The 26,917-nt window shown below is 37.8% G+C and carries 20 protein-coding genes and 5 pseudogenes; 15 read left to right on the top strand and 10 right to left on the bottom strand.

Annotation, left to right across the window (positions count from 1 at the left end; all coding sequences use genetic code 11):
- Window positions 1-1,352: 1,352 nt before the first annotated feature.
- The 11 genes and pseudogenes from nirB to LZ575_RS11100 all read left to right on the top strand — a co-directional run bounded on the left by nirB (window position 1,353) and on the right by LZ575_RS11100 (window position 14,059).
- Window positions 1,353-3,869 (top strand): annotated as a pseudogene (gene nirB, locus LZ575_RS11150) (nitrite reductase large subunit NirB).
- A gap of 13 nt (window positions 3,870-3,882) precedes the next feature.
- Window positions 3,883-4,260, top strand: coding sequence for a nitrite reductase small subunit NirD (nirD, locus tag LZ575_RS11145; RefSeq protein WP_235330718.1), 378 nt, complete (start codon window positions 3,883-3,885; stop codon window positions 4,258-4,260).
- Window positions 4,261-4,275: 15 nt separating this feature from the next.
- Window positions 4,276-4,866 (top strand): DUF4202 domain-containing protein, encoded by a 591-nt coding sequence (locus LZ575_RS11140; protein ID WP_235324656.1) that lies wholly within the window; start codon window positions 4,276-4,278, stop codon window positions 4,864-4,866.
- A gap of 10 nt (window positions 4,867-4,876) precedes the next feature.
- A complete protein-coding gene (locus tag LZ575_RS11135) occupies window positions 4,877-5,044 on the top strand; it encodes a hypothetical protein (protein WP_235324654.1) in 168 nt (55 codons plus the stop codon).
- An 11-nt stretch (window positions 5,045-5,055) separates the two neighbouring features.
- Entirely contained in the window at window positions 5,056-5,574 is a 519-nt protein-coding gene (locus LZ575_RS11130) for a hypothetical protein (RefSeq protein WP_235324652.1), read from the top strand.
- A gap of 16 nt (window positions 5,575-5,590) precedes the next feature.
- Complete coding sequence (locus tag LZ575_RS11125) at window positions 5,591-6,694, top strand: ATP-binding protein (RefSeq protein ID WP_235324651.1); 1,104 nt, start codon at window positions 5,591-5,593, stop codon at window positions 6,692-6,694.
- A 45-nt stretch (window positions 6,695-6,739) separates the two neighbouring features.
- Window positions 6,740-7,402, top strand: coding sequence for a response regulator transcription factor (locus LZ575_RS11120; RefSeq protein WP_235324650.1), 663 nt, complete (start codon window positions 6,740-6,742; stop codon window positions 7,400-7,402).
- A gap of 181 nt (window positions 7,403-7,583) precedes the next feature.
- Window positions 7,584-8,159, top strand: a complete 576-nt coding sequence (locus LZ575_RS11115; RefSeq protein WP_235324648.1) for an MFS transporter — start codon at window positions 7,584-7,586, stop codon at window positions 8,157-8,159.
- 17 nt (window positions 8,160-8,176) lie between these two features.
- A complete protein-coding gene (locus tag LZ575_RS11110; protein ID WP_235324645.1) occupies window positions 8,177-9,007 on the top strand; it encodes an MFS transporter in 831 nt (276 codons plus the stop codon).
- Between the two features lie 89 nt (window positions 9,008-9,096).
- Window positions 9,097-12,620: pseudogene (locus tag LZ575_RS11105) on the top strand (molybdopterin-dependent oxidoreductase).
- A complete protein-coding gene (locus tag LZ575_RS11100; protein WP_235330649.1) occupies window positions 12,617-14,059 on the top strand; it encodes a rubredoxin domain-containing protein in 1,443 nt (480 codons plus the stop codon). The pseudogene LZ575_RS11105 and the gene LZ575_RS11100 overlap by 4 nt, the downstream one beginning before the upstream one ends.
- A 27-nt stretch (window positions 14,060-14,086) precedes the next feature.
- Here LZ575_RS11100 and cobA read toward each other — a convergent pair whose 3' ends face one another.
- From cobA to LZ575_RS11070, 6 genes and pseudogenes are all read right to left on the bottom strand, one after another.
- Window positions 14,087-14,863 carry a uroporphyrinogen-III C-methyltransferase gene (cobA, locus tag LZ575_RS11095; protein WP_235330648.1) on the bottom strand — a complete coding sequence of 259 codons (777 nt, stop codon included), beginning with the start codon at window positions 14,861-14,863 and terminating at the stop codon, window positions 14,087-14,089.
- Window positions 14,864-15,091: 228 nt separating this feature from the next.
- Window positions 15,092-15,694, bottom strand: a complete 603-nt coding sequence (locus tag LZ575_RS11090) for a TetR/AcrR family transcriptional regulator (protein WP_235330647.1) — start codon at window positions 15,692-15,694, stop codon at window positions 15,092-15,094.
- A 97-nt stretch (window positions 15,695-15,791) separates the two neighbouring features.
- Window positions 15,792-18,952 (bottom strand): annotated as a pseudogene (locus LZ575_RS11085) (efflux RND transporter permease subunit).
- A gap of 13 nt (window positions 18,953-18,965) precedes the next feature.
- Window positions 18,966-20,022 (bottom strand): annotated as a pseudogene (locus tag LZ575_RS11080) (efflux RND transporter periplasmic adaptor subunit).
- A 1-nt stretch (window position 20,023) separates the two neighbouring features.
- Complete coding sequence (locus tag LZ575_RS11075; RefSeq protein ID WP_235330646.1) at window positions 20,024-21,367, bottom strand: TolC family protein; 1,344 nt, start codon at window positions 21,365-21,367, stop codon at window positions 20,024-20,026.
- A gap of 234 nt (window positions 21,368-21,601) precedes the next feature.
- Entirely contained in the window at window positions 21,602-22,273 is a 672-nt protein-coding gene (locus LZ575_RS11070) for a DUF2490 domain-containing protein (RefSeq protein WP_235330645.1), read from the bottom strand.
- A gap of 180 nt (window positions 22,274-22,453) precedes the next feature.
- Between LZ575_RS11070 and LZ575_RS11065 the strand changes: the two genes are divergently transcribed.
- A complete protein-coding gene (locus tag LZ575_RS11065) occupies window positions 22,454-22,885 on the top strand; it encodes a PepSY-like domain-containing protein (protein ID WP_235330644.1) in 432 nt (143 codons plus the stop codon).
- Between the two features lie 140 nt (window positions 22,886-23,025).
- Here LZ575_RS11065 and LZ575_RS23660 read toward each other — a convergent pair.
- The 4 genes and pseudogenes from LZ575_RS23660 to LZ575_RS11045 all read right to left on the bottom strand — a co-directional run bounded on the left by LZ575_RS23660 (window position 23,026) and on the right by LZ575_RS11045 (window position 25,385).
- A pseudogene (locus LZ575_RS23660) lies at window positions 23,026-24,016 on the bottom strand (lipoate--protein ligase).
- A 296-nt stretch (window positions 24,017-24,312) separates the two neighbouring features.
- Window positions 24,313-24,438, bottom strand: a complete 126-nt coding sequence (locus LZ575_RS11055; RefSeq protein WP_235330643.1) for a PAS domain-containing protein — start codon at window positions 24,436-24,438, stop codon at window positions 24,313-24,315.
- Between the two features lie 177 nt (window positions 24,439-24,615).
- Window positions 24,616-25,068, bottom strand: coding sequence for a hypothetical protein (locus tag LZ575_RS11050; RefSeq protein ID WP_235330642.1), 453 nt, complete (start codon window positions 25,066-25,068; stop codon window positions 24,616-24,618).
- A gap of 152 nt (window positions 25,069-25,220) precedes the next feature.
- A complete protein-coding gene (locus tag LZ575_RS11045; protein WP_235330641.1) occupies window positions 25,221-25,385 on the bottom strand; it encodes a hypothetical protein in 165 nt (54 codons plus the stop codon).
- Between the two features lie 274 nt (window positions 25,386-25,659).
- Between LZ575_RS11045 and LZ575_RS11040 the strand changes: the two genes are divergently transcribed.
- The 3 genes from LZ575_RS11040 to LZ575_RS11035 all read left to right on the top strand — a co-directional run bounded on the left by LZ575_RS11040 (window position 25,660) and on the right by LZ575_RS11035 (window position 26,841).
- On the top strand, window positions 25,660-26,196 hold the full coding sequence (locus LZ575_RS11040) for a DUF542 domain-containing protein (protein ID WP_311196081.1): 537 nt from the start codon (window positions 25,660-25,662) through the stop codon (window positions 26,194-26,196).
- A 4-nt stretch (window positions 26,197-26,200) separates the two neighbouring features.
- The gene (locus LZ575_RS23650; RefSeq protein WP_311196080.1) at window positions 26,201-26,404 is read left to right on the top strand and encodes a hemerythrin domain-containing protein; all 204 of its coding nucleotides are present in this window, start codon (window positions 26,201-26,203) and stop codon (window positions 26,402-26,404) included.
- A 95-nt stretch (window positions 26,405-26,499) separates the two neighbouring features.
- Window positions 26,500-26,841 carry a phosphoribosylpyrophosphate synthetase gene (locus tag LZ575_RS11035; protein ID WP_235330640.1) on the top strand — a complete coding sequence of 114 codons (342 nt, stop codon included), beginning with the start codon at window positions 26,500-26,502 and terminating at the stop codon, window positions 26,839-26,841.
- The last annotated feature ends 76 nt before the right edge of the window (window positions 26,842-26,917 follow it).

Below are 26,917 nucleotides of genomic sequence, written 5' to 3'. Positions count from 1 at the left end.
ATATGTAAATTACTTGTTCTCCTTTTCGGCCTAAGGGTTTCTAACTACAAATCTTATTTAGACCTGTGAAAACTTTGTCCTATATAATTTGATTTCAGATTGACCTTGGTTTGATTTTTAATTTATCTTTTTTATATGTTTTCCTTTATTTTACTATAAATATTTATTACAAGGATTGATAGAATTTTAATACATTAGTTCAATAAAAACCTCGAATTGTGGTAAAAAGAAAGTTTAGAGAATTTAGGTATAATAATGAAAATCCTTTAGAGTTCTTTATCAACTCCCGAATTGTCTTTATTATAGTTTTGATTATTTCTCTTGTGGCTTTTTTTGTTTGGCTTCAAATCTCATTGGGTTTATTCTTCTAATTACCTTTATTTATCCTATTATTAAATAGCATATCTGTGCTACCGATATAAATTCATCCTCCTAATCAAAATTTGGCATTTTTCTCACAATTTTTGGATGATAACTTTAATTCTCCTGGAAAACAAATGACAAGGAAGAATTATAAAAAAGCTTTGGACTGACTCTAAAAAATCTAATAAAATTAGGTATTTTTAATGTAGAAGGCCAAACTCCTATATCTTAAACCAATTTAAAAGTCACCTATCAGGTTACCTTAGAAAAAAAAGGTTTGAAAAGCCTAATGTGATATGCAGTCAGCGTGTAAGGTTTGAATCCCTCCGGGGTCACTAGAACGGAGAATCCGCAGCAACGGTTGCGGATTTTTTATTTAAAAATCTCGGCCGTTTATAAATCTTTATTTTAACTTAAAACCTGGTCCTGAATAAATTCTTCTTCTTAGTTTTTGCTTGGTTCAACCGTAAGATCTTTAATGCTTATCATTTTTCCCTTTATAGATTTACCTAAGATAATAACTTCCTTACTTACCTTATATTCCTCTATAGCGTGCAGGAGTTGTTTCTTGGTGTCTCTTCGAATTTTGACAAGGTCTTTTGATTTTTGTTGCGGACTTCAATATAGTAACCATCTCTCAGGTCCTTTGGTTGTGTGGAAGGTCTTCCCATGATATTATATAAAAAGCGGAAAATTTATTTTTTCTCATTTTATCTGTCGTTTTAAGTATCCAAACTTGACAGAAGTTATATTAATAAACTGAAAATAAACCGGATTATTATAAATCCTTTCCAAAAAAGGAGTATCGTTTAAAACGATTCACATAATATCAGATGTTTCGGGTAATAAGTATACCTTTTAAGGATTCCGTTATCAACCCACATTCTAGATTCTCATAAAGTTTGCTGAAAAAATATTTCGCAACTTATTAATATTCTACGTATATGAATTAAGTATTTATACTTATATTTGATTTTAAATACGTAGATATGAAAAAGATTATTGTTGTAGGAAACGGAATGGTGGGATACAAATTTTGTGAGAAATTAATGTCCAGCCCAAATCGTGAGAACTATAAGGTCCTGGTATTTGGAGAAGAACCACGCTCAGCTTATGACCGGGTTCACCTTAGTGAGTATTTTTCTAATGAGTCTCCCGATGATTTGTTACTGGCACCGTTAAAATGGTATCAGGAAAACAAGATTGAATTACGTACTTCAGAATTAATAAGTGAAATCAAACCTAACGAGAAGCAGGTCGTAACTTACAAAAACCAGGTTTTTGACTATGATTACCTGGTCCTGGCAACGGGATCCTACCCTTTTGTGCCTCCCGTGGAAGGATCAGATAAAACGGGTGTTTTCGTGTATAGAACAATTGAAGATCTTGATGCTATTAAAGCATATTCACTAAAGCTAAAGGAACAGGGAAAAAACAGGGCAGCTGTTTTAGGAGGAGGATTGTTGGGCCTGGAAGCGGCAAACGCAGCGAAGGAATTGGGTTTAAAAACTGATGTTATAGAATTTGCTCCCCGGCTTATGCCACGGCAGTTGGACAAACCTGCAAGTGAAATGCTAAAGGCAAAAATCCAGAGTCTGAGTATAGACGTGCACCTTGAAAAAGCTACAATAGAAATTGCTTAGTGAAAACGGAGTGGAGCAGATGTACTTTTCTGACGGCTCCTCTCTTCAGACAGATATGCTAATTATATCGGCCGGAATAAGACCTCGCGATGAACTTGCTGTAAAAGCTAGTATTCAAACCGGAAAAAAAGGTGGAGTTTGGGTAGATAATAGAATGAGAACTTCCGAAGAAGATATTTTTGCCATAGGGGAAGTTGCTCTTTACAACGAAGGTGTTTATGGTTTAGTGGCTCCCGGCTATGAGATGGCACAGGTAGCTGTCGAACAAATCACCTAGTGGCAACAAGGTCATGGCAGACGTTATTGATATGTCTACGCAGTTGAAACTAATTGGAACGGAAGTAGCCAGTTTTGGTGATCCTTTTGCAGAAAATGAAGAAGTTTCTACGATCACTTATGAGAATAAGCGCTCCGGAATTTATAAACGAATCAACATAAATAAGAAAGGTGATAAATTGCTGGGAGGAATACTTATTGGAGATTCTTCAAATTATAATAACCTGTTCCAAATCTTCATAAATGGAATGAAACTTCCAAAGAATCCCGAGGATCTTATTATTCCTTCTAAGGAAGGTGGTAGTTCAGTAGGAAGTGCTATGGATTTCCCAGATTCGGCACAAATCTGCTCCTGTGAAAGTGTTACAAAAGGGGCTATTTGCAAATCTATAGAATCAGGAGATTGTGGAGACCTGGCCGATGTCATCAAATGCACCAAAGCAACTACAGGTTGTGGTGGTTGTAAACCTATGGTTAAAGATCTTGTGAATGCTTCTTTGAAAGCAATGGGCAAAGAAATTAAGGAAGTCTTATGTGAACACTTTGATTTTAGCTTAGCAGGAACTTTACGATCTTATAAAAATAAATAAAGTTAGAGATTATAATGAAGTCCTCAATCTCTTCGGAAAAGGAGATGGTTGTGAAATTTGTAAGCCTGCTCTTTCTTCTATTTTCGGAAGTATATACATGGAAACAGCCAACCGACAGGTTACTATCCAGGATTCAAATGACCGTTTTCTGGCCAACATTCAGCGTAACGGAACTTATTCTGTCGTTCCACGCGTTCCGGGAGGGGAAATTACTCCGGAGAAACTAATGGTTTTAGGTGCTGTTGCAAAAAAATACGATCTGTACTCAAAAATTACCGGGGGCCAACGCATTGATCTCTTTGGAGCAGAGCTGCATCAGTTACCTCATATCTGGAAAGAGCTTATTGACGCAGGTTTTGAGAGTGGCCATGCTTATGGCAAATCTCTTAGAACGGTAAAGAGTTGTGTGGGATCCAGCTGGTGTAGGTATGGAATGCACGAAAGTGTGAGCTATGCTATTAGAATAGAAGACTAGTATAAAGGTTTAAGATCGCCCCACAAACTTAAAGGAGGTGTTTCGGGATGTATCAGAGAATGTGCTGAAGCACGTGGTAAGGATTTTGGAATTATTGCAGTAGAAAGTGGTTGGAACTTATATGTGTGTGGCAATGGTGGGGCAACTCCCAAGCATGCCATACTTCTGGCTGAACAACTGGATGATGACACCTGTATCAAATATCTGGATAGATTTTTAATGTATTATATACGAACCGCACCACCACTGGTTAGGACTGCGCCATGGTTAGACAAACTTGACGGGGGAATAGAATATCTGAAAAAAGTAGTGATTGAAGATTCTCTTGGGATAGCTGAAGACCTAGAACAGGAGATGCAGGAATTGGTTGATAATTACGCCTGTGAATGGAAAGAAGCAATTGAAAATCCTGAAATGATGAAACGATTTGAGCACTTCGTGAACTCAGAAGATTCAGATGATAATCTGGAATTTGTACCTATGCGTGACCAAAAAATGCCAAAAGCCTGGAGCGCCAGTTAAACTATAAGAGATGATAGAAAACTTTATAGATCAATATAAGACTGTTGACGAAACCAATGTAAAACAATGGTTATTCGTGGGGAAAACATTAGATTTTCCTGTAGATGGCGGGGGATGTGTAAAACATGGAAAGAAACAAATAGCTGTTTTTAATTTCTCCCGAAGATCTAAATGGTATGCGTGTCAAAATCTTTGTCCTCACAAGCTGGAGATGGTATTGTCCCGTGGAATGATAGGAGATGCAAAAGGAACTCCAAAGGTCGCCTGTCCTTTACATAAAAAAACATTTTCATTAGAGGACGGTTCCAATTTAAATGGTGATGACTACAGAATTGCTGTATATCCGGTTAAAGTTGAGGAAGAAAATGTTTATATTGGGTTCTCAGATTAAGAATTCCGAAAGTATATGAATAAGTTTAATGAAGCTTTAAATCGCATCGACGAGAAAAATTCTGAAGATCCCCACAAGGAATTAGCAGACGGGAAAACATATCCTAAAGAACTGTTATACTCTGAAAGAATGACTAAGCAACTTCTGGAGTTTAAACCGGAAGCCTCAGAAGAACTTCAAATAGCAGCAAGAGCTCAACATATATGCAGGTGGCAAACTCCGCGGGAGGATTATCCCATGACAAGAGTGGGCTATTTGAACTGGCGAAATGATCTTAAAAAAGAACATGCCGAGATTACAGCAGAAATTCTGAAGGAAGTAGGTTATGATCAGGATTTTATTGATCGGGTAAGCTTTTTAGTCCAAAAGAAGAAGATCAAAAAAGACGCGGAAAGTCAAATTTTGGAAGATGTTATTTGCCTGGTTTTTCTCCAGTATTATTTAGATGATTTTGAGGCTAAACTCAAGGAGGACCATAAAGAAGACAAGATGTTGGATATTATTAGGAAAACCTGGGCTAAAATGTCTGCAGAAGGACATGAGGCAGCTTTAAAATTGGCGCTTCCCGATAAGGCTGCAGCTCTTGTAAATCGCGCTCTTTCTTAATTTGATAACCATGCCTGGAGACCAATTCTCCCTTGATCAAAAGACTTTCAAAAAGTTAAGCCTTCTTTACATTCTGGCTCTAAGTGCTATTGCTCTTTCGGTTGTTGTAAGCCAGATCCTCATTCATCAACATCTTGATGATCAGGAAAGCGATTCCACAGTTTTAAATATCGCTTAAGCAGGCAAAGAATGTTAAGCCAGAAACTTACTAAAGATGCTTTCAAACTTTTAAGTATTGAAGACTGGGACGAAAAGCTAAAAATTAAGGATAGTATAGAAGCTACTCTTGAGCGATGGAAATTTTTTCATGCTGCGCTCAGGCAGGGGAATGACAGTCTTGGTCTCCCTGATGAAAAAAGTCGGGAAATTACCGCCATGTTTGCCGAAGTAGAGCCTTACTTCCTGAATACCACAAATGCTGCAGAAGCTTTGATTTCACAACTTGAAGGTAATTCTGCATCTCCCTTTGAGGATATTCGCACTCACATTTCTGTTATTTCAAATAATGAAGCAGAATTCCTAAGGGGAATGGATCAAATTGTAAATCAATTTGAAAAAGAAGCTGCTGAAAAGGTGAAAAGATTAGAAAATCTGGAATTGCTTTTAATGGCAATTACCCTTATTATTCTTTTAAGCGAACTTTTTTCATATTTCTGCTTAAGCAGCAAGGGGTGTAAGGGGTACAATTCAAAAATTATTGCAAGCTGAGAAGGATGCCAAAAAAATGGCAAAAGATGCTGATGAATTAAGCAAAGCGAAGGAAAAATCAGTAAAGGAATTACGGGTTTTAAACCAGGCGATGAATCAAACCTTATTGTTTGCCCGGTTAGATGGGAATGGAAATATTATTGAACTGGGCGAAAAATTTTCGCGGCTGTTCAGGATCAGGAAGTACGGCGATTACAGTAAATTTTCTGATTTACTATCGGTTAAAGAAGAGGAGAGGAAGCATATAGAGCAACTTCTGGAAGAAAATTACAGGAAAGAATGGCAGGGGGAAGTAAAAGCAACCACACAGGAAGGAAAAAGAATTTGGTTGGAAATGTCCCTGATACCTTTTAGTTCAGCTATTGACGATTGGGAAATTTTGGTAATTGCATCAGATATAACTACCCGTAAAGAAGCCCAGCTCGAAATTGAGGATCTAAGGCAAAAAAGATTTCAGGAAAAAATAGATCAGCAAAAATTGATCTCCAGTAAAATTATAGAGAACCAGGAAAACGAGCAGAACCGAATAGCCAAGGATATACATGATGGGATAGGGCAGATGCTTACAGGATTAAATTTTCATCTTGAAAGTATAGATGTAAATCAGACTGAAAAGGCAGCGAATAAAATTGAAAATCTAAAACAATTGACCGGGAATATTATTAAAGGAGTGAGAACAGCAACCTTTAACCTGATGCCCCCTGAACTTTCAGATTATGGTATTGTGCCTGCTTTGACCAAGCTAACACAGGAATTATCGAGATTAACAGGAAAAAAGATCATTCTATATGATAAGACAGGATTTAATCAAAGGCTGGATTCACTGGCAGAAATTAATATCTATCGAATTACCCAGGAAGCTATTAATAATGCCATTAAGTATGCAGATTCCAGTCATATTATAGTTTCTGTTTCCCATAGTGATACTATTTTAAGTATAACAATTGATGACAATGGTAAAGGATTTGACAGGACGAAAGATCAAAGTGGTAAAGACTCCGGCGGTATGGGTATGACCTTTATGAAAGAGCGTATAAAATACATTCAGGGTCGGCTTTTTGTTACTTCTGAAATTAATAAAGGAACAAAAGTTACTCTAAACATACCCCTGCCAAATTAATTGGCTTCTCTTAAAATTCCCTAATTTAGACTACAAAAAATTACAATGAGCAAAATACGTATAGTCCTGGCAGATGACCATGTTCTGGTTAGAGACGGAATAAAAGCCTTACTTGAAGACGAGAATGACATTGAGGTGATTGACGAAGCCTCTGATGGTCTTGAAGCCCTGGAAGTGGTAAAGCGATCCCTGCCTGATGTTCTTGTAGTAGACATACGTATGCCCGGTTTGACGGGAATAGAAGTGGTGAGGAAAGTAAGGGAGGAGAATTTAAACTTAAAGACTCTGATATTATCCATGCACGATTCTGAAGAGTATGTTTTACAGTCGGTACAGGTGGGTGCTGACGGTTATCTTCTAAAAGGAGCAAGTAAGGATGAATTTCTAAAAGCTTTGCACAAAGTGGCCGATGGAGGTAAGTACTTTTCAGGAGACATTTCTTCTATTCTTGTAAATAATTTTGCTAAAGTTAACGCTGGCTTGGAGCAGAAACCAACTGAGACAGTTGATGATCCTTTTAATTTAACCAAAAGGGAAATCCAGATTCTCACTTTAGTCATGGATGGGAAAAGTAGTAAGGAAATTGGAGAAGAGCTAAATATAAGTAAAAGGACAGCTGAGGTGCATCGTTTTAATCTGATGAAGAAGTTAGATGTAAAGAACCTCATTGAGCTTACAAATAAGGCCCGGGAATACGATCTTGTGTAAATTATAGCTGTTCTATTCAATTCTTAAATTTCTAAATTCGGAATATTGTCTGCTTTGTTTTAATCTTTTCTGAAATACATTCCTTAAAATTTAATGAGCTCATAAATTTATCATTTCTACGTATTTTTTAAGTATTAAGTAAGTATTATTACTTAATTTAGTATTTATAAAAATAAGTATTATGAAAAGTTCAACTTCAGCAAAAGCAACAAAATTTCATTTACATAACATTAAAAGTGTACCCATACGCACTTTCTGGATTACTGCACTTGCATTTTTCCTTTGTTTCTTTGCCTGGTTTGGTGTAGTGCCGTTTATGCCGGACGTTGTTCGTGATCTGGGAATGACACCTGCACAAAAATGGAATTCAGTTGTTCTGGCAGTGACGGGTACTGTCTTTGCCCGTTTACTCATTGGTAAATTGTGTGATAAATATGGGCCGCGGCTCTGTTACACCTGGCTACTAATGCTGGGAGCAGTACTTATTATACTTACTGGTTTTGTAGAAACGCCTTTCCAATTTTTAATTTGTCGATTGTTTACAGGTTTTATAGGAGCATCCTTTGTTATTACCCAGGTGCATACCTCTCTCATGTTCTCCTCTAAAATAGTGGGAACTGCAAATGCAACTTCTGCAGGTTGGGGAAACCTCGGTGGTGGAGCAAACAGGCTGGGAATGCCAATTATAGCTGCTATAGTCATTGGTTTTGGTGCAGCTGAAACAGAAGCCTGGAGATATTCTGTTATTATTGCTTAGGTCTTTTATGTTTTATTATGGGTGTGGTGTATTATTTCTTCACCCAGGATACACCGGAAGGTAACTTTAAGGAACTGGCTGAAAAAGGTGACGTCCCCAAATTAAAAAAGGACCAGGAAGGTTTTCTTACTGCAATAAAAGATTACAGGGTTTGGATTCTCTTTGTAGTTTATGCCTCCTGTTTTGGAATAGAGCTCACCGTCTATGGTACTATGGATGACTACCTTCAAAATACATTTCAGCTGGAAAGGATAACTGCCGGAAATATTGTGCTTTCTTTTGCTCTAATGAATCTTTTTGCACGTACCCTTGGAGGATTCTTTGGAGATAAATTTGGTAAAACCAAAGGTATTAGAGGAAGAGTGTTGTTCTTATCTTTTATCCTGGTCGTGCAAGGGGTAATGTTGGCTTCCTTCTCCAATATTTCTACTTTATACCTGGCTATTGGATTTCTAATTTTATTCAGTCTTTCGGTACAAATGGCAGAGGGTGCTACTTTTTCTGTTGTGCCCTTTATTAATAAAAAAGCAATAGGATCCATTTCAGGTATTGTGGGTGCAGGAGGCAATGTTGGTGCTTTTTTGGCAGCTATGTTGCTCAAAGTTAAATCTGCTGCTTCAGAAAAAGCCGCCATTGCAGCTAATGAAGGTTTAAGTGAGGAAGTAATAAGATCGGCACAAGCCGCGGCTGCTTCTCAGGCTGTTTCTGAAGGTTACCTTTTAATCGGTTTAACAGTGATAACTACAGGAGTCGTGGCGTTGGGAATACGATTTTCAGCTAAAGAGGAAAAGGTTGCGCAAAAAGAATTACAGGAATCTTTTAATAATACTACACCTGCAAATGCTTAATTTTAGGCATGCAGGAGTGATATTGGTAAAAGCATAAATATCATCATTATAAAGAGTTTTTTAATCTTACAACTTAATTTATTCGGCAGATGCTCGAAAAGGAAGTAAAAAGTACTTGTTCATATTGTGGAGTAGGCTGTGGCGTCATAGTGAAAAAAGATGCGCGCAATCGGATAGAAGTATCCGGAGATAAGGATCATCCCGTAAATAAAGGAATGCTTTGTTCAAAAGGAATGAATCTGGACTATGTGGTGAATGATAGTTCTGATAGGATCCTATATCCTGAAATGCGCTGGAGCAGGTCCCATCCCCGGGAACGTGTAACCTGGGATGATGCTATGGAGAGAGCTGCAGGAGTTTTTAAATCTATAATTAAAAAATATGGACCGGACAGCGTTGGAATGTATATATCGGGGCAATGTTTAACAGAAGAATATTACATAGCCAACAAACTAACCAAGGGATTTTTAGGAACTAATAATATAGATACCAATTCACGGCTATGTATGAGTTCTGCCGTTGTAGGTTATAAGAAAACGTTTGGCGAAGATTCTGTTCCTGTTAGTTATGAAGATATAGAACTCGCCGATTGTTTTCTTATCGCAGGCGCGAATCCCGCCTGGTGCCATCCTATTCTTTTCAGAAGGTTGGAAAAGCATAAGGAGGCAAACCCTCACGTTAAAATCATTGTAGCAGATCCTCGCAAAACAGATTCAGCAAACTTTGCAGATCTGCACCTTCAGCTAATTCCGGGAACCGATGTAATTCTTTATAATGCCATTGGCCGCCAATTAATAAAAAAAGGATTAGTAGACAAAAGCTTCATTAAAAAGCATTCCGAAGGTTTTAAGGAATACAGGGAACAGGTAATGTCTTTATCTCTAAATCGTGCTTCAGAATTATGTGGTGTTCCGGCCAATGAAATTAAAAAAGCGGCAACTATTATTGGCCGCTCTAAAGGTTTTATCAGCATGTGGGCGATGGGACTCAACCAAAGTGCTGTTGGTTCTGACAAAAATTTTTCTTTGCTGAATCTCAACCTGGTTACCGGGCAGGTAGGAAAACCCGGCTCAGGTCCTTTTTCCCTGACGGGACAACCCAATGCTATGGGAGGACGGGAAGTAGGCGGTATGGCAAATCTACTGGCAGTTCATAAAGATCTTGCCAACGAAGAACATAGAAAGGAAGTCGCTCAATTTTGGGGCGTAGATGAGATTTCTCCAAAACCGGGATATTCGGCTACAGAAATGTTTGATGCGCTTGAAGAAGGAAAGCTTAAAGCTGTTTGGATAGTATGTACTAATCCTGTTGTGAGTATGCCTAACGCAAGGCAGGCAGAGAGAGCACTCAAAAATTCCAAATTTGTGGTAGTCCAGGATATTTCTCACAAATCTGATACCCTTGCCTACGCAGATCTTGTGCTTCCGGCGGCAGGATGGCTGGAGAAAGAAGGTACTATGACAAATTCAGAAAGAAGGATCTCCTACCTGAACAAAGAATTGCATCCTCCCGGGGAAGCCAGGCCCGATGTTGAAATTTTATGTGACTTTGCCCGAAAGATGGGCTTTCGGGGCTTTAACTACAATAGTACTGAAGAAATCTACAGGGAATATGCCGCTATGACCAAGGGTACAAATATTGATATTTCGTGTCTTAATTATGACAGGCTGAAGAATGAAGGTACTTTCCAGTGGCCTGTATCAGAATATCGACATCCCGGTACTCCGCGCTTGTTTCAGGATAGAAAATTCTATACTCCCTCTCAAAAAGCGATTTTTAATATTCCAAAAAATGTGGAGAATGCATCTGCCAAACCAGATGGAGAGTATCCTTTAATCTTGACGACCGGAAGAATTCGGGACCAATGGCATACGATGACCCGTACAGGGAAAGTAGCAAGGTTAAAAACTCATTATCCTGATCCAATCCTTGAAATTAATCTTTTAGATGCTTATCTAAATAATATAAAGAATGGGGATGTAACCGAAATTAAAAGTCCGAATGGAACAGTTCGGGTGCGGGCAAAAATTACTGATAATGTTAGAGAAGGAGTAGTGTTTTTGCCAATGCACTGGGGAAAGAACCTTAAGAACGATCTTAACCGGGCGAATAATTTGACACACACCAGGGTTGATCCAATTTCAAAGGAACCAGATTTTAAATACACTGCTGTTTCAGTTTCCAAATTCAGAAAAAAGCAGGAAAAAATTGTGGTAGTAGGGGCGGGGACAGCTTCTTTCAGGTTTATTCAGAATTACAGGGAGCATAACCGCACAGACGAGTTGCAGGTGTTTTCCAAAGAAGCTCATCCTTTTTATAACCGTGTTTTACTTCCGGAATATATTACCGAAGAGCTTAGCTGGGAGCAGCTTCTAAAAATCAAAGAGAAGAAACTTCAAAAGCTCAGGATAAAGCTTCATTCTGAAACATACATTGTAAAAATTGATCCTGAAGTAAAACTGGTATTGGATAGCAAGGGCAATTCACATCCTTATGATAAATTAATTTTAGCTACAGGGAGTGATGCTTTTGTACCTAAAGATGCGCAGCTTCAACTTCCGGGGAGGTTTACGATGCGCAGTAAAGAAGATGCCGATAACTTTAAATCCTATATGGAGGCAACAGGGCTACCACCGGAACAGCAGCATGTAGTACTTGTTGGTGGCGGACTTCTGGGACTGGAACTGGCGGCAGCTTTAAAACATAAAAATTTAAAAATAACTATTGTTCAACGTTCGTCACGTCTAATGGAGCGGCAGTTAGATATTACATCCAGTAAACTTCTTGCACAGGATGTGATGGAGCGGGGGATACAGGTTTATTTTGATAATGAAGTAAGTACTGTTTTTGATGATGAGGAAACCAGAGAATTGGTCATCACATTAAAGAGCGGTAAGATTATTACTGCTCATTCTATTGTTTATGCAATCGGTACACGCCCCAATATAGATATTGCAAAAGCAAGTGGCATTATTTGTGGCCGGGGAGTAAAAGTTAACCTAAGCATATGCAGTCGTCCAACCCTGATGTTTTTGCGCTGGGTGAAATTGCAGAATTTGAGAATAAATTATTCGGAATAACCTCGGCGGCAGAGGAGCAGGCGACTATTCTCGCGAATTATATGGCCGGGGACATTAGCAGTAGTTACAATGGATCGGTTCTAATGAATATCCTTAAGTTCAATGATTTGGACATTTGTAGCATAGGGGATATCAATATTCCTGAAAATGATGATACTCATGAAGAAATTGTTCTTATGGACCTGCGGAAGCGGTACTATAAAAAATGTATTGTAAAAGATGACCTGTTGGTGGGTGCTGTATTAATGGGTAATAAGGATGAATTTGCCGAATTCAAGAACCTTATTGAAAGTAAAATTGAGTTATCAGATAAACGTGAGAAATTACTTCGTGGTGCGGGCAATGAAAAGCCTGTCTTAGGTAAACTGGTGTGTTCCTGTAGCCAGGTGGGTGCAGGTAATCTTGAAGAAGCAGTAGGTCAGGGCTGTAACAGTTTTGAAGAGCTCTGCAAACTTACAGGTGCCGGGTTGGGCTGCGGAAGTTGTAAAACTGAAGTTCGGGAAATATTTAACCGCTCAAAAGAATTAGCATGAGAAAGAATGTTCCAAGAATAATAATAAAGGGAGGCGTACTCTCACCTGCAGAACTTAAATCAATAGCAGAAACAGCTGAAGCCTCGGGACTAAAGACCATTTCTTTTGGTTCCCGGCAGGATATTCTACTTCCGGAAGCCACAGACGAAACAATTCTTGATAATTTTAAAGGATTTACTGTTGTAAAAAACTCATCCTTTCCAATAGAAAACATTGTTTCTTCTTATGTTTCAACAGATATTTTCCCAACGACTGCGTGGCTTACCGGGGACAGATATTTGTACATCCTGGAACAAATAAGGTACGAACCAATACTAAAAATAAATATTACCGAACCAAGACAAAGGCTGGTTCCTCTGTTCACAGGACATTTAAATTTTATTGCTTCAGAACATGAAGACTATTGGTATTTGTATATCCGGTTGCCAGATTGGGAAAAAACTGAAATGTATCCCGCCCTCATTTATAGCTGGGATATTGGAAAGGTAGGACAGGCAGTGGAAAATATTTTGCAGGAAGATCCTGAAACTATTGAAATGATCTTTGATTTGGTGAGTGACGCTGTAGATACTGATAATCGCACAGTGGACAAACCGCTGGAAGTGCCATTCTATCCCTTCCCGTATTACGAAGGTATGAATCGTACAGGAACAGGGAAATACTGGCTGGGATTATACTGGAGAAATAATAAGTATGACCTTGAATTTCTGAAGGTGATGTGTGACTTTTGCGCGGAATTAAAAATCGGAAGAATCTGCATCACCCCCTGGAAATCTTTTATAGTAAAAGGAATTCCCGTAGAGTCAAAACTGCAATGGGAAAAATTACTGGGCAAATTCGGGATTAATGTTCGGCATTCAATGCTTGAACTTAACTGGCACTTGCTAGTAGCTAATGATGAAGCCTTAAGTCTCAAAAAGTATCTGGTGGCAAATTTTGATCAAAATGACATTAGTACTTATGGCCTCACTTTCGGAATTGCTAATTACACCAGAAGGGTATATTACTTTACTTCCATAGTTATTGAAAAAAATAAAATTCCCGAGAATTTAACCGAATTTGAAATTCGGGATACTTATAATTTGCTGTACGCTAAAAACTTTGATCCAAATACGCGGGAATATATAACTCATGTTCAGGATGTGGATAAAGTGGAATTGCCTGGCCTGCTCATGGAGCTTAGTCAGATGTATTTTGAACAGTTAGGAAATAAAATAGAGGACGAAAAACCTACAGGCTCAAAAAAAGAAGTGGTAGAAGTTGAGGTTTTTCAATGTCAGGAGTGTTTTACTGTCTATGACAAAACTTATGGAGACAAAACCCAGGGAATACAAGCGGGAACAGCCTTTGAGGATTTGATTAATGATTATAGCTGCCCGGTGTGTGAAGCTCCCAAAGCAGCTTTTAAATCAAAAATTTTTATTAAGCAGCTTGATTAGAAAGCTTAAAGTTATATATTACTAACCTTATTTAGAATAAACTAAATTATCTTCCACAAGAGCAGATAATTTATCATTAGCAAATTCTACGACTTCTCCAATTACTATAATTGCGGGAGAGGAAAGATTTGCTCCGGCAACCTTTTTCTCAATATTTGAAATTTTTCCTATAGCGCGACGTTCGTTTTCCTTTGTTCCATTTTGTATAATTGCCACAGGAATTTCTGCCTTGCCGTGTTTTGTAAATATTGAAACAATTTCAGATAATTTGCTCATTCCCATGAGAATAATTACTGTGGCTTTAGATTGAGCTGAAAGTTCTATATCCTGAGATAATTTGTGACCGGAAGTAGTGCCCGTTAGTACCCAAAAACTTTGTGCAACCTCTCTGTGAGTAACAGGAATTCCCAGCCCGGCAGGAACCGAAATTGCTGAAGATATACCCGGAATTACTTCAGAAGGTATTCCTGCTTTAGCAAGATGGTCCATTTCTTCACGACCGCGTCCAAAGACAAAAGGATCACCTCCTTTTAAACGAACAACATTGCCATATCTCAGGGCGTAGGCTACAATCAAATCATTGATCTGGTCCTGCATGTAAGAATGGCATCCTTTCCTTTTTCCGACGAAAAGCTTTACTGCATTTGGTGCATATTTTAAAATTTCCTCATTTACCAAAGCATCATAGAGAACGGCATTTGCATCCTTCAGGGCTTTAACTGCTTTGAGAGTGAGCAATTCAGGATCTCCCGGCCCGGCCCCTACTAAAGTTACTTTTGGTTTATTTGTAGGTATAGTACACATAGTTTCTCCAATTTTATATTCAAAGGGTGTGATGCTCCCATGAAATAGGGTGAACTAATATATACTAAAATTACTTACTTTTAAAATTAAACATACGTATTATTACTTATATTGTTTTATTTTTGTCTTATAAGTATTCAAACCAGGACTTTGTTGGTAGAGAATATTTGAAAAATTTTTCTGGCTCCCGCTAAGGAATCAAATTTTTGGAGAGAAAAATCATTAGGTTCAGGATCGTTGAAGCTCTTTTAAAATACCTTTTCCTTTTTCAGTCGTAATAGCATTCATATAAAACAGGAGAGATTCCTGCTGATACTTATTTCGAGAGATTTGTGTAGTATCCAGGTATGGGGAATTGTCATAGGTCATGGTCATTTGGAAATATAATTTTGAATAAAGGTGGGCGTCAAAATCATTCCTGTATAAACCCTGGGCCCGTCCTTTTTCAACGTTATGTACCAGTATTTCTGAAAGTTTTTCAGAAAAGTACAACATGTGTTTATTGAAAATTTGGGGATAATATTTAACAAGTTGTCTCAGGAGGATCGAATCGTTTGTTTTAGATGCTCTTTCTATTTCTTCATCTCTGGCAAACATTCTTTCTACTGCATTCTCAATCTTTTCGTCGAGGTTTCGCATCTTGTTTAAAACCTTTTCAATACTGTAAGTCAGGGTTTCCTCTAGCAGGTTTTCCTTGTTTGTATAATTTTGATAAAGCGTTTTTTTAGAAATTCGCAACTCCTTTGCGATATCATCCATGGTCACAGTCTTGGCACCGTTGATGATGAAAAGTTGGGATACTTTGTTTAGAAAATCTTCATCTTTCTCCATTGCAATTTGTTTGTTCTCGTTAAAGGTCCTGCATTTAATGTAATTTAATAAAAATTAAGAAGCTGACTGGTGCAGGGCCAGCCAGCTCTTAATAAATCTAGAATTCGAATTCGTGTTTTGGATCTACGTGATCATATTCTGCCACCATTAACTCCTCGTAATTCTTCTCTTCTTTCTTGAAGAATTTCTCCTCCAATCGCACAAAAATCATAAACACTACGGGAACGATTACCAGGGTTAAAAACAGGGAAGATAATAATCCACCTATAATTACAATGGCTAAACCATTATTCATCTCAGCCCCGGCTCCAGATGCAAGTGCAATAGGTAGCATCCCGAACACCATGGCTATTGTGGTCATTAAAATTGGTCTTAAACGAGCGTGATTCGCCTGAATTAAAGCTGTACGGATATTTTCCCCGTGCGCCAGCCTGTGATTCGCAAAATCTACAAGTAGGATAGCATTTTTGGCTACCAATCCAATAAGCATAATAATACCCAAAATGGTAAAAATGTTTAAACTTTGGTTAGTAAGAGCTAATGCCCACAGAGCACCAATGAAAGACAATGGAATAGAAAATAATACAATAAATGGCTTTATAAAGTCATCATAAAGTACCACCATAATCATATATACTAACATAATGGCGGCTAAAAGAGCTATTCCAAGGGTACCAAAACCTTCACTTTGGTTTTCCATGTTACCACCCCAGGACCATTCCACTCCTTTAGGCTTCTCAACATTTGCCAATTTTTCTTCCCATTCCTGAGCTACTGCTCCCGTGGTTTTCCCTACGGTTTGTGCCATAACGGTCACAGAGGGGGAACGGTCATAACGTTCCAGCAAAGAAGGCCCTGATTCGTAACTAATATCAGCGAACTGTGCTAAATTAATTGTTTGTCCCTGAGGGTTGGTAAACTGAATATTCTGTACGTCCTCAATATTGTTTCGGGCAGCTTCATCAAAAATTATATTGATGTCGTATTCATTATTTCCTGTACGGTACTTATTATCGGTATTTCCGCTGAAAGCTGTACGTAAGGTTTGTCCAACTGTAGCAACGTTTAACCCTAAAGAGGCCATTTTATCTCTATCAACATTAACTGATATTTCAGGGTTTCCTTCTTCTACACTTAATTCAATTTCAGTAGCTCCTTCAATATTTCTAAGCAGGTCTTCAGCTGTTTCAGCATATGCCAGGGCCTCTTCAAAACTGTTTCCGGTAATGGTCATTTGAAGTGGTGCCTGCTCTGCACCAATTATCCCCACGGGTACAGTAGTAATTTTAGCACCAACCAATTCCTGTTCAAGATCACGGGTAAGCCTTGCAGCAAAAACGTTTGTTTTTTCATCCCTTTCAGATTTATCTACCAGGGTCACCGTAATTTCCGATTTGTAATTGGTAGCCTGGGCACCTCCCAAACCACCACTGCTGGACTGTCCTACGGTTGTAATCATTCGGTCTACCTCCGGAAGTTGGGAGAGGTAATTTTCAGCTTTTTGAGTTACAAAGTTAGTTTCCTCTATAGAAGCATCCTTATCTATTTCCAGTTGCACAAGAAATTCACCCCTGTCTGTCCGTGGAAAGAAATCTGATCCAATGTATCCCATTGCCACCAATGAAATCGAGCTGGCGAAAAGAACAAAAACTATTAAAAAGGTTTTTACTTTATTATCAAGGGACCAGTGAAGGATCTTGGTAACCTCCTGGGTAAACCAGGTAAGACCTGCTTCAAATTTGTGAATTATCTTTCCAAAGAAAGAATCTCCACTTATAAGCTCAAGTTTTCCATATCTGGAGAATAACCAGGGAACAACTGTAAAAGAAACTAACAAAGACAGCAAAGTTGCAATGATCACCGTAACACAAAATTGAGAAATAATATTTGCAACAAGTCCTGTACTTAAAGCAATAGGAAGGAATACCACCACAATTACAAGTGTAATAGCCGTTACTGTAAAGCCAATTTCTTTTGCTCCGTCATAAGCCGCACGTACTTTATTTTTACCCATTTCCATATGGCGGTGAATGTTTTCAATTACCACAATCGCATCATCAACAAGAATACCTACCACAAGTGAAAGCGCGAGTAAACTCATTAGGTTTAAACTGTAGCCTAACATCAACATTCCAATGAAGGTGGCAATAAGTGAAGTAGGAATTGCTACCATTACTATAAGGGCATTCCTGTAACTGTGCAGGAAGAACAACATTACAAATGCTACCAGTCCCACGGCAATTAAAAGATCCTTTATTACAGAATTTGCTGCGGCAAGAGTAAATACAGAGGTGTCATTCGCCATTGTAATTTTCACTCCCTGTTCAGCATAAAGCTGCTCAATTTCTGCCATTTTCTCCTGAACAAGTTCACTTACTTTTACAGCGTTGGCATCAGTTTGTTTTTGAACCTGAAGCAAAATTGTATTTTGACGATCTATCCTTGCTATTTTCTCAACTTCCTTCTGGGTGTCCTGAACTTCAGCTACATCTGATAACCTGATGTTTTGCCCATTTTGAGAAGCAATAACTAAATTCCTAAGCTCATCAACTGACTGAATTTTTCCTGAAAGACGTATAAGAGTTGTGTTTTCTCTTGTAGTAAGATTACTAGTAGGAAAATCCAGGTTGGAGGCAGTAATGATTTGTTGTACCATTGGAATGGTAAGGCCATAACCTTCAAGCTTGTTGGGATCTAAATTTACCCTGATCTCCCGTTCCTGACCTCCAACCATAGTCACCTGTGCCACTCCCTGAAGTCTGGAAAAAGCTGGCTGGATTTTTTGATCAATAAGATCATAAAGTTCATTTTCTGAAAGATTCCCAGATACCCCCATACTTACCACCTAAGCAAATCTGAAAGCGAGAACTGCGAAAGTGATGGTTCATCTATATCCTCCGGAAGATCTGACCGAATGGCATTAATTTTTCTCTGAGCTTCATTTAATGCAAAGTCAACATCTGCATCATTAGTAAGTTGAATCGTTACAAGAGAAAGACTTTCGAAAGACTTTGTCTGGATCTTTTTTATATTTTCCAAAGAAGAAATTGCGTCTTCCACTTTACGGGAGACTGTATTTTCTACTTCAGCAGGTGATGCACCGGGATAAATTGTCATCACTGTTACCACCTTCACTTCGAATTTTGGAATCAACTCATAGTTGAGCTGACTATAGCTGAAAAGACCTCCCAGGATGAGTAACGCTAGCATTACTATCACGAGACTGGGTCTTTTTATTGAAACCTGTGCTAATTTCATTTCTTTTTATCTTTTATTTTAAGATTTTAACCGCAGTGTTATCAGTAAGATTAATTTGTCCACTGGTTACCACCACATCTCCCTCATTAAGTCCACTTAGTTACCTGGACTTTACTTCCGTAATTTACCCCAGTCTTAATTTTTGTAAGTTTTGCTGTACCGTTGTCTACAAGGAACACCTGGTTATCACTTACACTACCCACAAAAGCTTCCCTTGGAATTGTAAGAACATTTTCAAGTCCTGCCTGGTTGAAAACTGCAGTAGCATACATACCTGCTCTAAACTTGTTTTCAGTGTTATCTATCGTAATTTCTACCGGGAATTTTAGTGCTCCATTAGAAGCAGGAGCTATAAAGCTTATTTTTCCGCTTATAGTATCCCTGGTGACGCTTGGCACAATGTTTACAGTATCTCCCATCTCTAAATTGCTAACCAAAGCTTCATCTACCTCGACCTTTAATTTAAGAGAGGAAATATTTACAACTTCAACTATTGGAGTACCTGCACCCACTACCATTCCCGGTTCAACCATCTTCTGGTTAACAATCCCGCTTACTTTGGATCTAACGTTGGTATCTCCTGAGCTAAGTTGTGCAGATTGATGCTGTGCTCTGGCATTTTGAACCTGTAAACGAGCCTGATCCAGTTGAACTGCTGTGACACCACCAGTTTTATATGCAGATTCATATCTCTCCAATGTAGAAACTGCGTTGTCAAGGTTGGCCTTTGCATTATTAACATTCACATTAATCTTATCTCCGGAAAGTCTGGCAACTATCTGGCCCGCCTTCACTATACTGCCTTCTTCAACCAATATCGCAACAATTTGTCCTCCCATTTCTGCCGAAATATTTGCACGGGTCTCCGGCTGGAAGGTACCGTTCACCGTGAACCTGCCACTAATACTTTCTTTTGCAGCTTCTGCTGTTCTTACGGCGATCTCAGTATTTTTTTGAGCAACAATATTAAGTTCCTGCTCATTTTTACTCTTATTATTTCTAAGGATAAGGAAGAAAATTAAGGCAACACCTGCCAAAGCTACTATTGTAATTATTGTTTTCTTTTTCATTTTAAAGGTTGTTTTCATTAAGAGTTTCTAATTTCCCCTGTGATTTTAATAGCTCTACTTCCGCTAATTTGTAGTCGAGACGGGCATTAGTAAGATTATTTTTAGCTTCAGCCAAATCTCTTTCAGCATCAAGCATATCGTTTAGACTGGCTAAGCCCAATCCATAGTTATTTTGGGTATCCTGATAAACTTCCTGTGCCAACTCCACATTTTCTTCCTGTGTTCTAATGGTAATAAGGTTGTTTTCCAGCTGCGCCAGAGCATTGCTATAGGCAAGTTGAAGGGCGAGTTCAGTCTCCCGAAAATCGGCCTGGGCTTTTTCTATATCTATTTGATTTTGTTTTACCCTGGATTTGGTTGCTCCCCCGTTAAAAATTGGGATTTGGATATTTAAACCCACAGCTGAAAGATCGGACCAAAAGACTCCTTTGTCCTTACCATTCCAAAGCGGTACTACGTCTCCCTGTCCCAGCCAGCCATAATTAGCCACAAGAGCTGCCGATGGATAATACTCTGCAAGGGTTGCTTTTTTCTGCCAGTTTAACAGCTCAATTTGCTTGTTTAAGAGCTGTAACTCTGTTCTCTCATTCATTTCCAGGTTTTTTCCTGGAAGAACTACAGGTTGAAAGGCTTCAGCAGGTAATCTTATCTCTTGTGACATAGACATACCTATCATAAACTTTAATGCATTTTCACTAAGTTCTACAGCATTAAGGGCCTGCTGCCTGCTGGCAATTAGATTGTTAAGCGCTACTTTACTGCGATCATAGTCAATTTCTTTGGCGAGTCCGTTTTCAAATAAGCCTTTAACAATGTTCACAGTTTGTTCGGTCAACTCTAGATTACTCTGTAGGTTTTCCAGCATTTGCTGCGTTTGGTATACCTGGTAATAAGCAGTGGCTACCTTTTCAATTATTTCTTCATTCGTTAACTGTGCATTTAGCTGGTAAAACTCCTTGGTGGACCTGGCTGCTTTTAATCCCGTAAATACCTGTTGATTGAAAAGTGTTTGGGTAAGTTGGGCATTGGCATTAGAAGTCCATTTCCTTCCTAATGCGACAGCAATATCCTCACCTGGCATTCCAAAAATCTCCCCCGGTAACAGGTTTTGTTGCAAAAGAGGATTGAAGGTTGTATTCGCATTTGCCGAAATATTTGGTAAAGCATTGGCTCTTACCTCTGCAATCTTTGCATTAGCCTGCTCAATATCAAGCCGCGCCTTTTGAGCTTCCGCTTTGTTTTCCAGTGCGTAGGAAACTGCTTTTGGAAGATTTAGCTCAATAGGAGATTCCTGGGCAAAGCTAAAACTGCTGGTCAATAATAGACCAATTAATAACTTTTTCATTTTACTTATTGTATTTGAATCATCTTTAAATCGAATGCAAAGATAACACCAAAATAAACTAAAAAACAAAAAAAGTTTCCTAGTTTATTTTTAAATAAGATTTAGCTGAAATAATGACAGAAGAGAAGCGCAGGAGCGGCTATAATTTTGCTTTTTTACGATTGATAATTTTAGTGTTCGCGAACAGAATGATAAACTTTATCACCTCCATGCAATTATCTGGTACAGTAATTTTTATAGGGAAAAAGAGACCCCGGTAATAAGAAAGAATTCGTGACCGGGAGTACGGGTGTAGTTTTCAATACGGTATTCTAAATCAAGCCCTAACTTTAAATCTTTAAAGGAAGTATTTTCAAAACCGAGAGAAAACCTTTGTTCTGCTTCCGGTTTAGAAGGCCTTGAAAAAGCAAATAAAGCTTCTGTTGCCAATCCTACAGAGAATTCATCAATTAAAGGTCGGGAAAATTGGAGTGCGTACCTTACCCGATGGATGGTCTCTTCCCTAAAACGCTGTTCCAACCTAAATCTATGTGATATTGGGAGAGAAGAGTTGGTAGATCCTATTTCTATCTGTTCTATAATTCTAATTTCGTCCCTATTGAAACTATCAAAAATTTCTCTAAATCGATACCTTAATCCCAGGCTTATCGCAAGGAATTCCTTTGCTTTATATTTAGTAAAATGATTAAGTTCCAGGTGCTCATGTTGATACCCGCTTATACTTTTCCCATTTAGTTTCTCCTGTAACAGTCCACGATTTCCTGCGCCAAAATCTATAGACCAATTATTTTTAAGAGGAATGGAGATTTCAAATTCATTCTCATAATAGAATGATTGAGAATCCTGTGAAAATGAAAATGTAATAATGAAAAAGCATACTAATACAGCAAATATTTTATTCCTCATGTGGTAAGATTGCACAGGTTTATATTTTTATTGACTCCAATTAAATGATGAAAAAGCGCATTGGAATTTTTGAAAGATATAAGTGCTTTTAGGAAACATTTAGGAATAGAAAGATTGAGTATTCCTAATTTTTTTCAGTTTTGGACCTTTATTTTGTCCTGTAATTAAAAAACAAGAATTATGAAAAGAGTGATGTTAAGTGGATTGGTTATGTTATTTTCAATAGGAATGATGGCACAATCAACAAACGACAAATTACCTAAAACTGCACAGGATTTTATTAGCAAGCATTTTTCTAACCTTCAAACAGAAGAAGTAAAGGAAAATAGCAGCTGGGAAATTTGGGAAGATGAAAAATATGAAGTTAGACTCTCCAATGGGTTACAGCTGGATTTTGACGAGAATGGTAATATTATTGAAATAGATAGCCAAAATAATGAGGCTATACCAGAAGCGGCTATACCTGCCAGTATTACTACGTATTTAAAATCTAATCATCCCGATGCAAAAATCATAGGTTGGGAAAAACAAGGGAAAGGTCAGGAAGTTGAATTATCAAACGGAATCGAAGTTGAGTTTGATAACAATGGAAAATTTCTCAAAATAGATTAGTTAATTAGTCAAAAAACTAATGATTGAAGAGGTCGTCTGTTTTAGATGACCTCTTTTTTTGCTCAAATTTTACTGTTCCGCAAATTAGTTTTTAGATCATATTCCCTTCCCGGGCTGGAATACCTGGCAGATCCTCGTCATTACCGTGAACCAAATCGAGATAATCTTCTTTTGTAACAGCACCAAAATATTCTTCTATTATCACTTAGTTCAAGAATACGGGATATTTCCTGCCTATCATACCGGGCACCTAAAAAGAGTTTTTCTAATGTTTCTACAGGTTTAGATCCAAAGAAGTCTCCATAGATCTTAAATTCTGTAATTTTTCCTTTTTCAACAAATATCCGCACATCAATTTCCCCGGCTGCAAATCTCTTTGCTCGCTGGATGTTAAACTTGGGTGAGCTACCGTAGTTCCAGTCCCAGGTTCCATATTTTTCGTCCTTTAATTTTAAGACAGCTTCCCATTCCTGTTCAGAAAGTTTGTAGGTTTCAAAATCTTCTCCTTCTTCATATAACCCTTTTAAGACCATAGACCGAAAAGTTTCTATATCTATCTTTTCCTCAAGAAATTCACTTATGTTGGCTACCCTGCTCCGCACAGATTTATGTCCTTTGGACTGGATCTTATTCATCTTGACATTCAGCGCCTTTGTTACCTCATTTAGATCACTATTGAGGAGCAAGGTGCCATGATGAAACATTCTTTTTCCTGTAGAGAACTGCGCATTCCCTGAAATCTTTTTATCATTGGCAACAATGTCATTCCTGCCTTTTAATTCTGCCGGAACTCCCATTTTGTTCAGCACCTTTATTAAGCTCTGTGAATTTTTGAAAGTTGTTTAGACTTTTTACATCGTGATCTGTAATAAAGCTGAAATTGAGATTTCCGAAGTCGTGATAGACCGTACCTCCGCCAGACATTCTGCGTACAACGTGTATATTATTCTCTTCCACATAATCAAAATTAATCTCCTCCAGCGTATTTTGATTCCTGCCAATTATAATAGAGGGTTCATTAATATAGAACAACAAGTAATTCGTCTTCGCGTCAAAATTGCGGAGAGCATATTCCTCCAGTGCCAGGTTAATGTGCGGATCGTTATTCCCTTCGTTATCTATAAACACCATTTTATAAATTTAAGGATGTTACTCCAATATTTTTCAATATTCTGATAATTCAAATCCAGATGTCGTTTTTCCCCTGTTATATTTGTAATTTCAGTAATATCCTGTGAATATCCTGCAACTCCTTTATGATTTTTCTTATAGTCACGAACAGCAAAATATCTAATGCAGATTTATTTTTTCCTGATATTGATCCAGAAGGAGGGTTCAGTCTTTGTGCGTTTTATTAAATTCTTCAAGATTTTTAAAACAGTACCAACACTTTTAGGGGGATGACAATGTTGCACTCGGCCCATAATTCACGTGCTTCGGGGGAAAAATCTTTCCTCGCCACGGTTGTAGAAAATTACCCGGTTAGTTTCATCTACATGAGTGATGTCCAGAGACATTGTTTGGAAAAGATGATTTACCTGCTCGCCTTTCATTGATCGTTCATCATAATGAGCACAATAATTTTCCTGAACACCCTTTTGAGAATTTTTTATATGCTAATATCTGCCCATTTGATAATTCTTCCTAAAGTGTCATATCAGGAGTTGTGAACATGAAACCTTATTAGGTATCTACAGGAGTTTTTTAAAAAAAGAACAATCCGTGGCTGCTTAAGCAACAGCACCAAGTATGGTTACCAAACTTAAAATAAATAAAATCCAGTGCGCCTTGTGAAGGAAAGTAAATGTCTTCTCAGGATGTTTTATAGCATAACTTTTAAAGACTTTATGAAGAACCAAAGGCTCTAAAATAAACAGAATGATTGTGAAAATTAACCACACCAGGACCATAGCGTGCAGCCACCAAAACTGTAAATACAGGAACCGTTCCCATGCGTCCATGTAATACAGCATATAAAATCCGCTCAAAGCAGTTAGAATAGTAGTGATTTTCGCCTGTAAAGCAAATTTTCCTTCTAATTTTTCAAAGGTTTCCATCCGCTCGCGGGGAGATTCCATTTTTTTCACCGCAGGAATAAGTACAGTAGTGACCATTGCCACACCACCTATCCATAAAACAACTGCCAGGACATGAATAACCCTGGCCCAGATGAAATAATCCATTTCTTTTTTTGGGATATCTTATTTGTAAAAATAGATCACATTTTAAAAATAACCTAAGGTCTGTTCCCAGAGATAGTAGGAGGTAAAAGGCTGAGATGACACCATAACTATATTAAAAAAAGGACAAACTAAGAATAGTTATGCCTAACATCCTACTTTATAAGAAAAGTACTGAACAGGCCGAAAGAAATTTCTGCCCATACTATAAGAGCAATAATCATAATAGCTGAAATAGTAATAAAAAAGTAAAGCGGATTTCTCAGGATCTTTTCCCTTAGTGAATCCAATTCTTTAGACTCATTATGTAATTGTCTCATGGTATAAAAGTAAGAAGTTGTTCAGGTTCTTATTAACGTTTTCTTAATTATTGTTAACGTTTTATGTGTCTTTGTTGAACAAGTATTGGTGCCTGGGAAGAAAGAAAATCCTCCTAATTAGTAGATTTGACCTGGTAAAAATTTGTTACCATAGATGCTTTATAGTAGATGCAGTAGTAGAAGTGTACAGATAATCAGCTAAATATGATTTCACTCATATTATGGCCGGATACTTATCCTCATTTTTGATATAATTAATTAAACACTAATACCCATGAAAATACAGGATACAAGAACAGTGGCAGAGATGGTAACTGAAAACATAAGTGCTGCTCATATTTTTAAAAAATATGGAATTGATTTTTGTTGCGGAGGTGGAATAAGTATAAAAAGGGCAGCGGAAAAAGCAAATGTAAATTTTAATATTTTGGAAAAAGAATTATTGGCAATCAATAACATTAAACCAGAAGCACAAAATTTTAATAGCTGGTCTCTTGATCTTTTAGCTGATCATATTGTAAATGTTCATCACAATTATATAGAAGAAAGTATTCCACTTATAGTTCAGTATGCTTCGCGTGTAGTTCAGGTACATTCCAGCGATTATCCCGAATTAATCCAGATACAACGCCTGTTTTCTGAAGTGGCTGTAGACCTGGGAGGGCATCTTAAGAAGGAGGAGTTAATCCTTTTTCCATTCATAAAAAAAATGGTAAAGGCTAAAAAAGATGGAACTTCTTTGGAAAAGCCTGGGTTCGACACTGTTGATAATCCTATAAGAATGATGGAAGCAGATCACGAAGAAGCTTAGCTATATGTTTAAAAAGATCTCAACCCTTAGTAACAATTTTACTCCTCCTCCGGGAGCCTGCAATACTTACCGTGCATTTTATGCAAAACTCGAAGAATTTGAACAGGACCTACATCAGCATGTACATCTGGAAAACAACATCCTTTTTCCAAAAGCCATTGCTCTGGGAAAGGAGTTCTCTTTAAGGGAAGCAGGAAAAAAAGTTTGATTAATAGCATCAACAGATATTAAAAGCCTATCTTTTAGATGCTGCGGATTATGGCCGATAAAGAAAGATAATTTCAATAATTAAAAGAAAGAAAGATGAAATTGCCGAGAAATTATGACACCGTTTCAGAAGCAGTAAATGACCTTCAGAAAAAAGGTTTCACCACAAACTTTTCATTAGTTGCAGAAAAGCAGTGTTTGGTTTGTAACCACACCTCTTTGCAGCTCTCGCCCGATGAATTCCAAATCGAAGAGTTGTATCGCTTTGAAGGGGATACAGATCCCGGGGATGAAATGATTGTCATGGCTATATACTCCCCAAAGTATAACATCAGGGGTGTGGTTGTAAATGGTTTTGGAATGTATGCAGATAGTTTAACTTCAGAAATAACTGAACTTATAACGAAACATAGGACTCAGGGCCATGAATATAACTGAAAAGTATCATTAATTTTTTTTCCGAAACCTGAAGAGGAGAGGAAGAATGATGCTCCGAAAGGTTTATGCCCGATTT

The sequence above is a fragment of the Antarcticibacterium sp. 1MA-6-2 genome, assembly GCF_021535135.1.
Classification (GTDB): Bacteria; Bacteroidota; Bacteroidia; order Flavobacteriales; family Flavobacteriaceae; genus Gillisia.
The sequence above is the reverse complement of the archived record's forward strand: the minus strand, read 5'-3'. Positions and strand labels throughout refer to the sequence as shown.

What these genes read in the sequence shown, in the direction of transcription:
- LZ575_RS11140 (WP_235324656.1), top strand. Translation starts at nt 4,276, where the DNA reads ATGAATAAGTTTAATGAAGCTTTAAATCGCATCGACGAGAAAAATTCT.
- LZ575_RS11135 (WP_235324654.1), top strand. Translation starts at nt 4,877, where the DNA reads ATGCCTGGAGACCAATTCTCCCTTGATCAAAAGACTTTCAAAAAGTTA.
- LZ575_RS11130 (WP_235324652.1), top strand. Translation starts at nt 5,056, where the DNA reads ATGTTAAGCCAGAAACTTACTAAAGATGCTTTCAAACTTTTAAGTATT.
- LZ575_RS11125 (WP_235324651.1), top strand. Translation starts at nt 5,591, where the DNA reads ATGGCAAAAGATGCTGATGAATTAAGCAAAGCGAAGGAAAAATCAGTA.
- LZ575_RS11120 (WP_235324650.1), top strand. Translation starts at nt 6,740, where the DNA reads ATGAGCAAAATACGTATAGTCCTGGCAGATGACCATGTTCTGGTTAGA.
- LZ575_RS11115 (WP_235324648.1), top strand. Translation starts at nt 7,584, where the DNA reads ATGAAAAGTTCAACTTCAGCAAAAGCAACAAAATTTCATTTACATAAC.
- LZ575_RS11110 (WP_235324645.1), top strand. Translation starts at nt 8,177, where the DNA reads ATGGGTGTGGTGTATTATTTCTTCACCCAGGATACACCGGAAGGTAAC.
- LZ575_RS11100 (WP_235330649.1), top strand. Translation starts at nt 12,617, where the DNA reads ATGAGAAAGAATGTTCCAAGAATAATAATAAAGGGAGGCGTACTCTCA.
- cobA (WP_235330648.1), bottom strand. Translation starts at nt 14,863, where the DNA reads ATGTGTACTATACCTACAAATAAACCAAAAGTAACTTTAGTAGGGGCC.
- LZ575_RS11090 (WP_235330647.1), bottom strand. Translation starts at nt 15,694, where the DNA reads ATGGAGAAAGATGAAGATTTTCTAAACAAAGTATCCCAACTTTTCATC.
- LZ575_RS11075 (WP_235330646.1), bottom strand. Translation starts at nt 21,367, where the DNA reads ATGAAAAAGTTATTAATTGGTCTATTATTGACCAGCAGTTTTAGCTTT.
- LZ575_RS11070 (WP_235330645.1), bottom strand. Translation starts at nt 22,273, where the DNA reads ATGAGGAATAAAATATTTGCTGTATTAGTATGCTTTTTCATTATTACA.
- LZ575_RS11065 (WP_235330644.1), top strand. Translation starts at nt 22,454, where the DNA reads ATGAAAAGAGTGATGTTAAGTGGATTGGTTATGTTATTTTCAATAGGA.
- LZ575_RS11055 (WP_235330643.1), bottom strand. Translation starts at nt 24,438, where the DNA reads ATGAAAGGCGAGCAGGTAAATCATCTTTTCCAAACAATGTCTCTGGAC.
- LZ575_RS11050 (WP_235330642.1), bottom strand. Translation starts at nt 25,068, where the DNA reads ATGGATTATTTCATCTGGGCCAGGGTTATTCATGTCCTGGCAGTTGTT.
- LZ575_RS11045 (WP_235330641.1), bottom strand. Translation starts at nt 25,385, where the DNA reads ATGAGACAATTACATAATGAGTCTAAAGAATTGGATTCACTAAGGGAA.
- LZ575_RS11040 (WP_311196081.1), top strand. Translation starts at nt 25,660, where the DNA reads ATGAAAATACAGGATACAAGAACAGTGGCAGAGATGGTAACTGAAAAC.
- LZ575_RS23650 (WP_311196080.1), top strand. Translation starts at nt 26,201, where the DNA reads ATGTTTAAAAAGATCTCAACCCTTAGTAACAATTTTACTCCTCCTCCG.
- LZ575_RS11035 (WP_235330640.1), top strand. Translation starts at nt 26,500, where the DNA reads ATGAAATTGCCGAGAAATTATGACACCGTTTCAGAAGCAGTAAATGAC.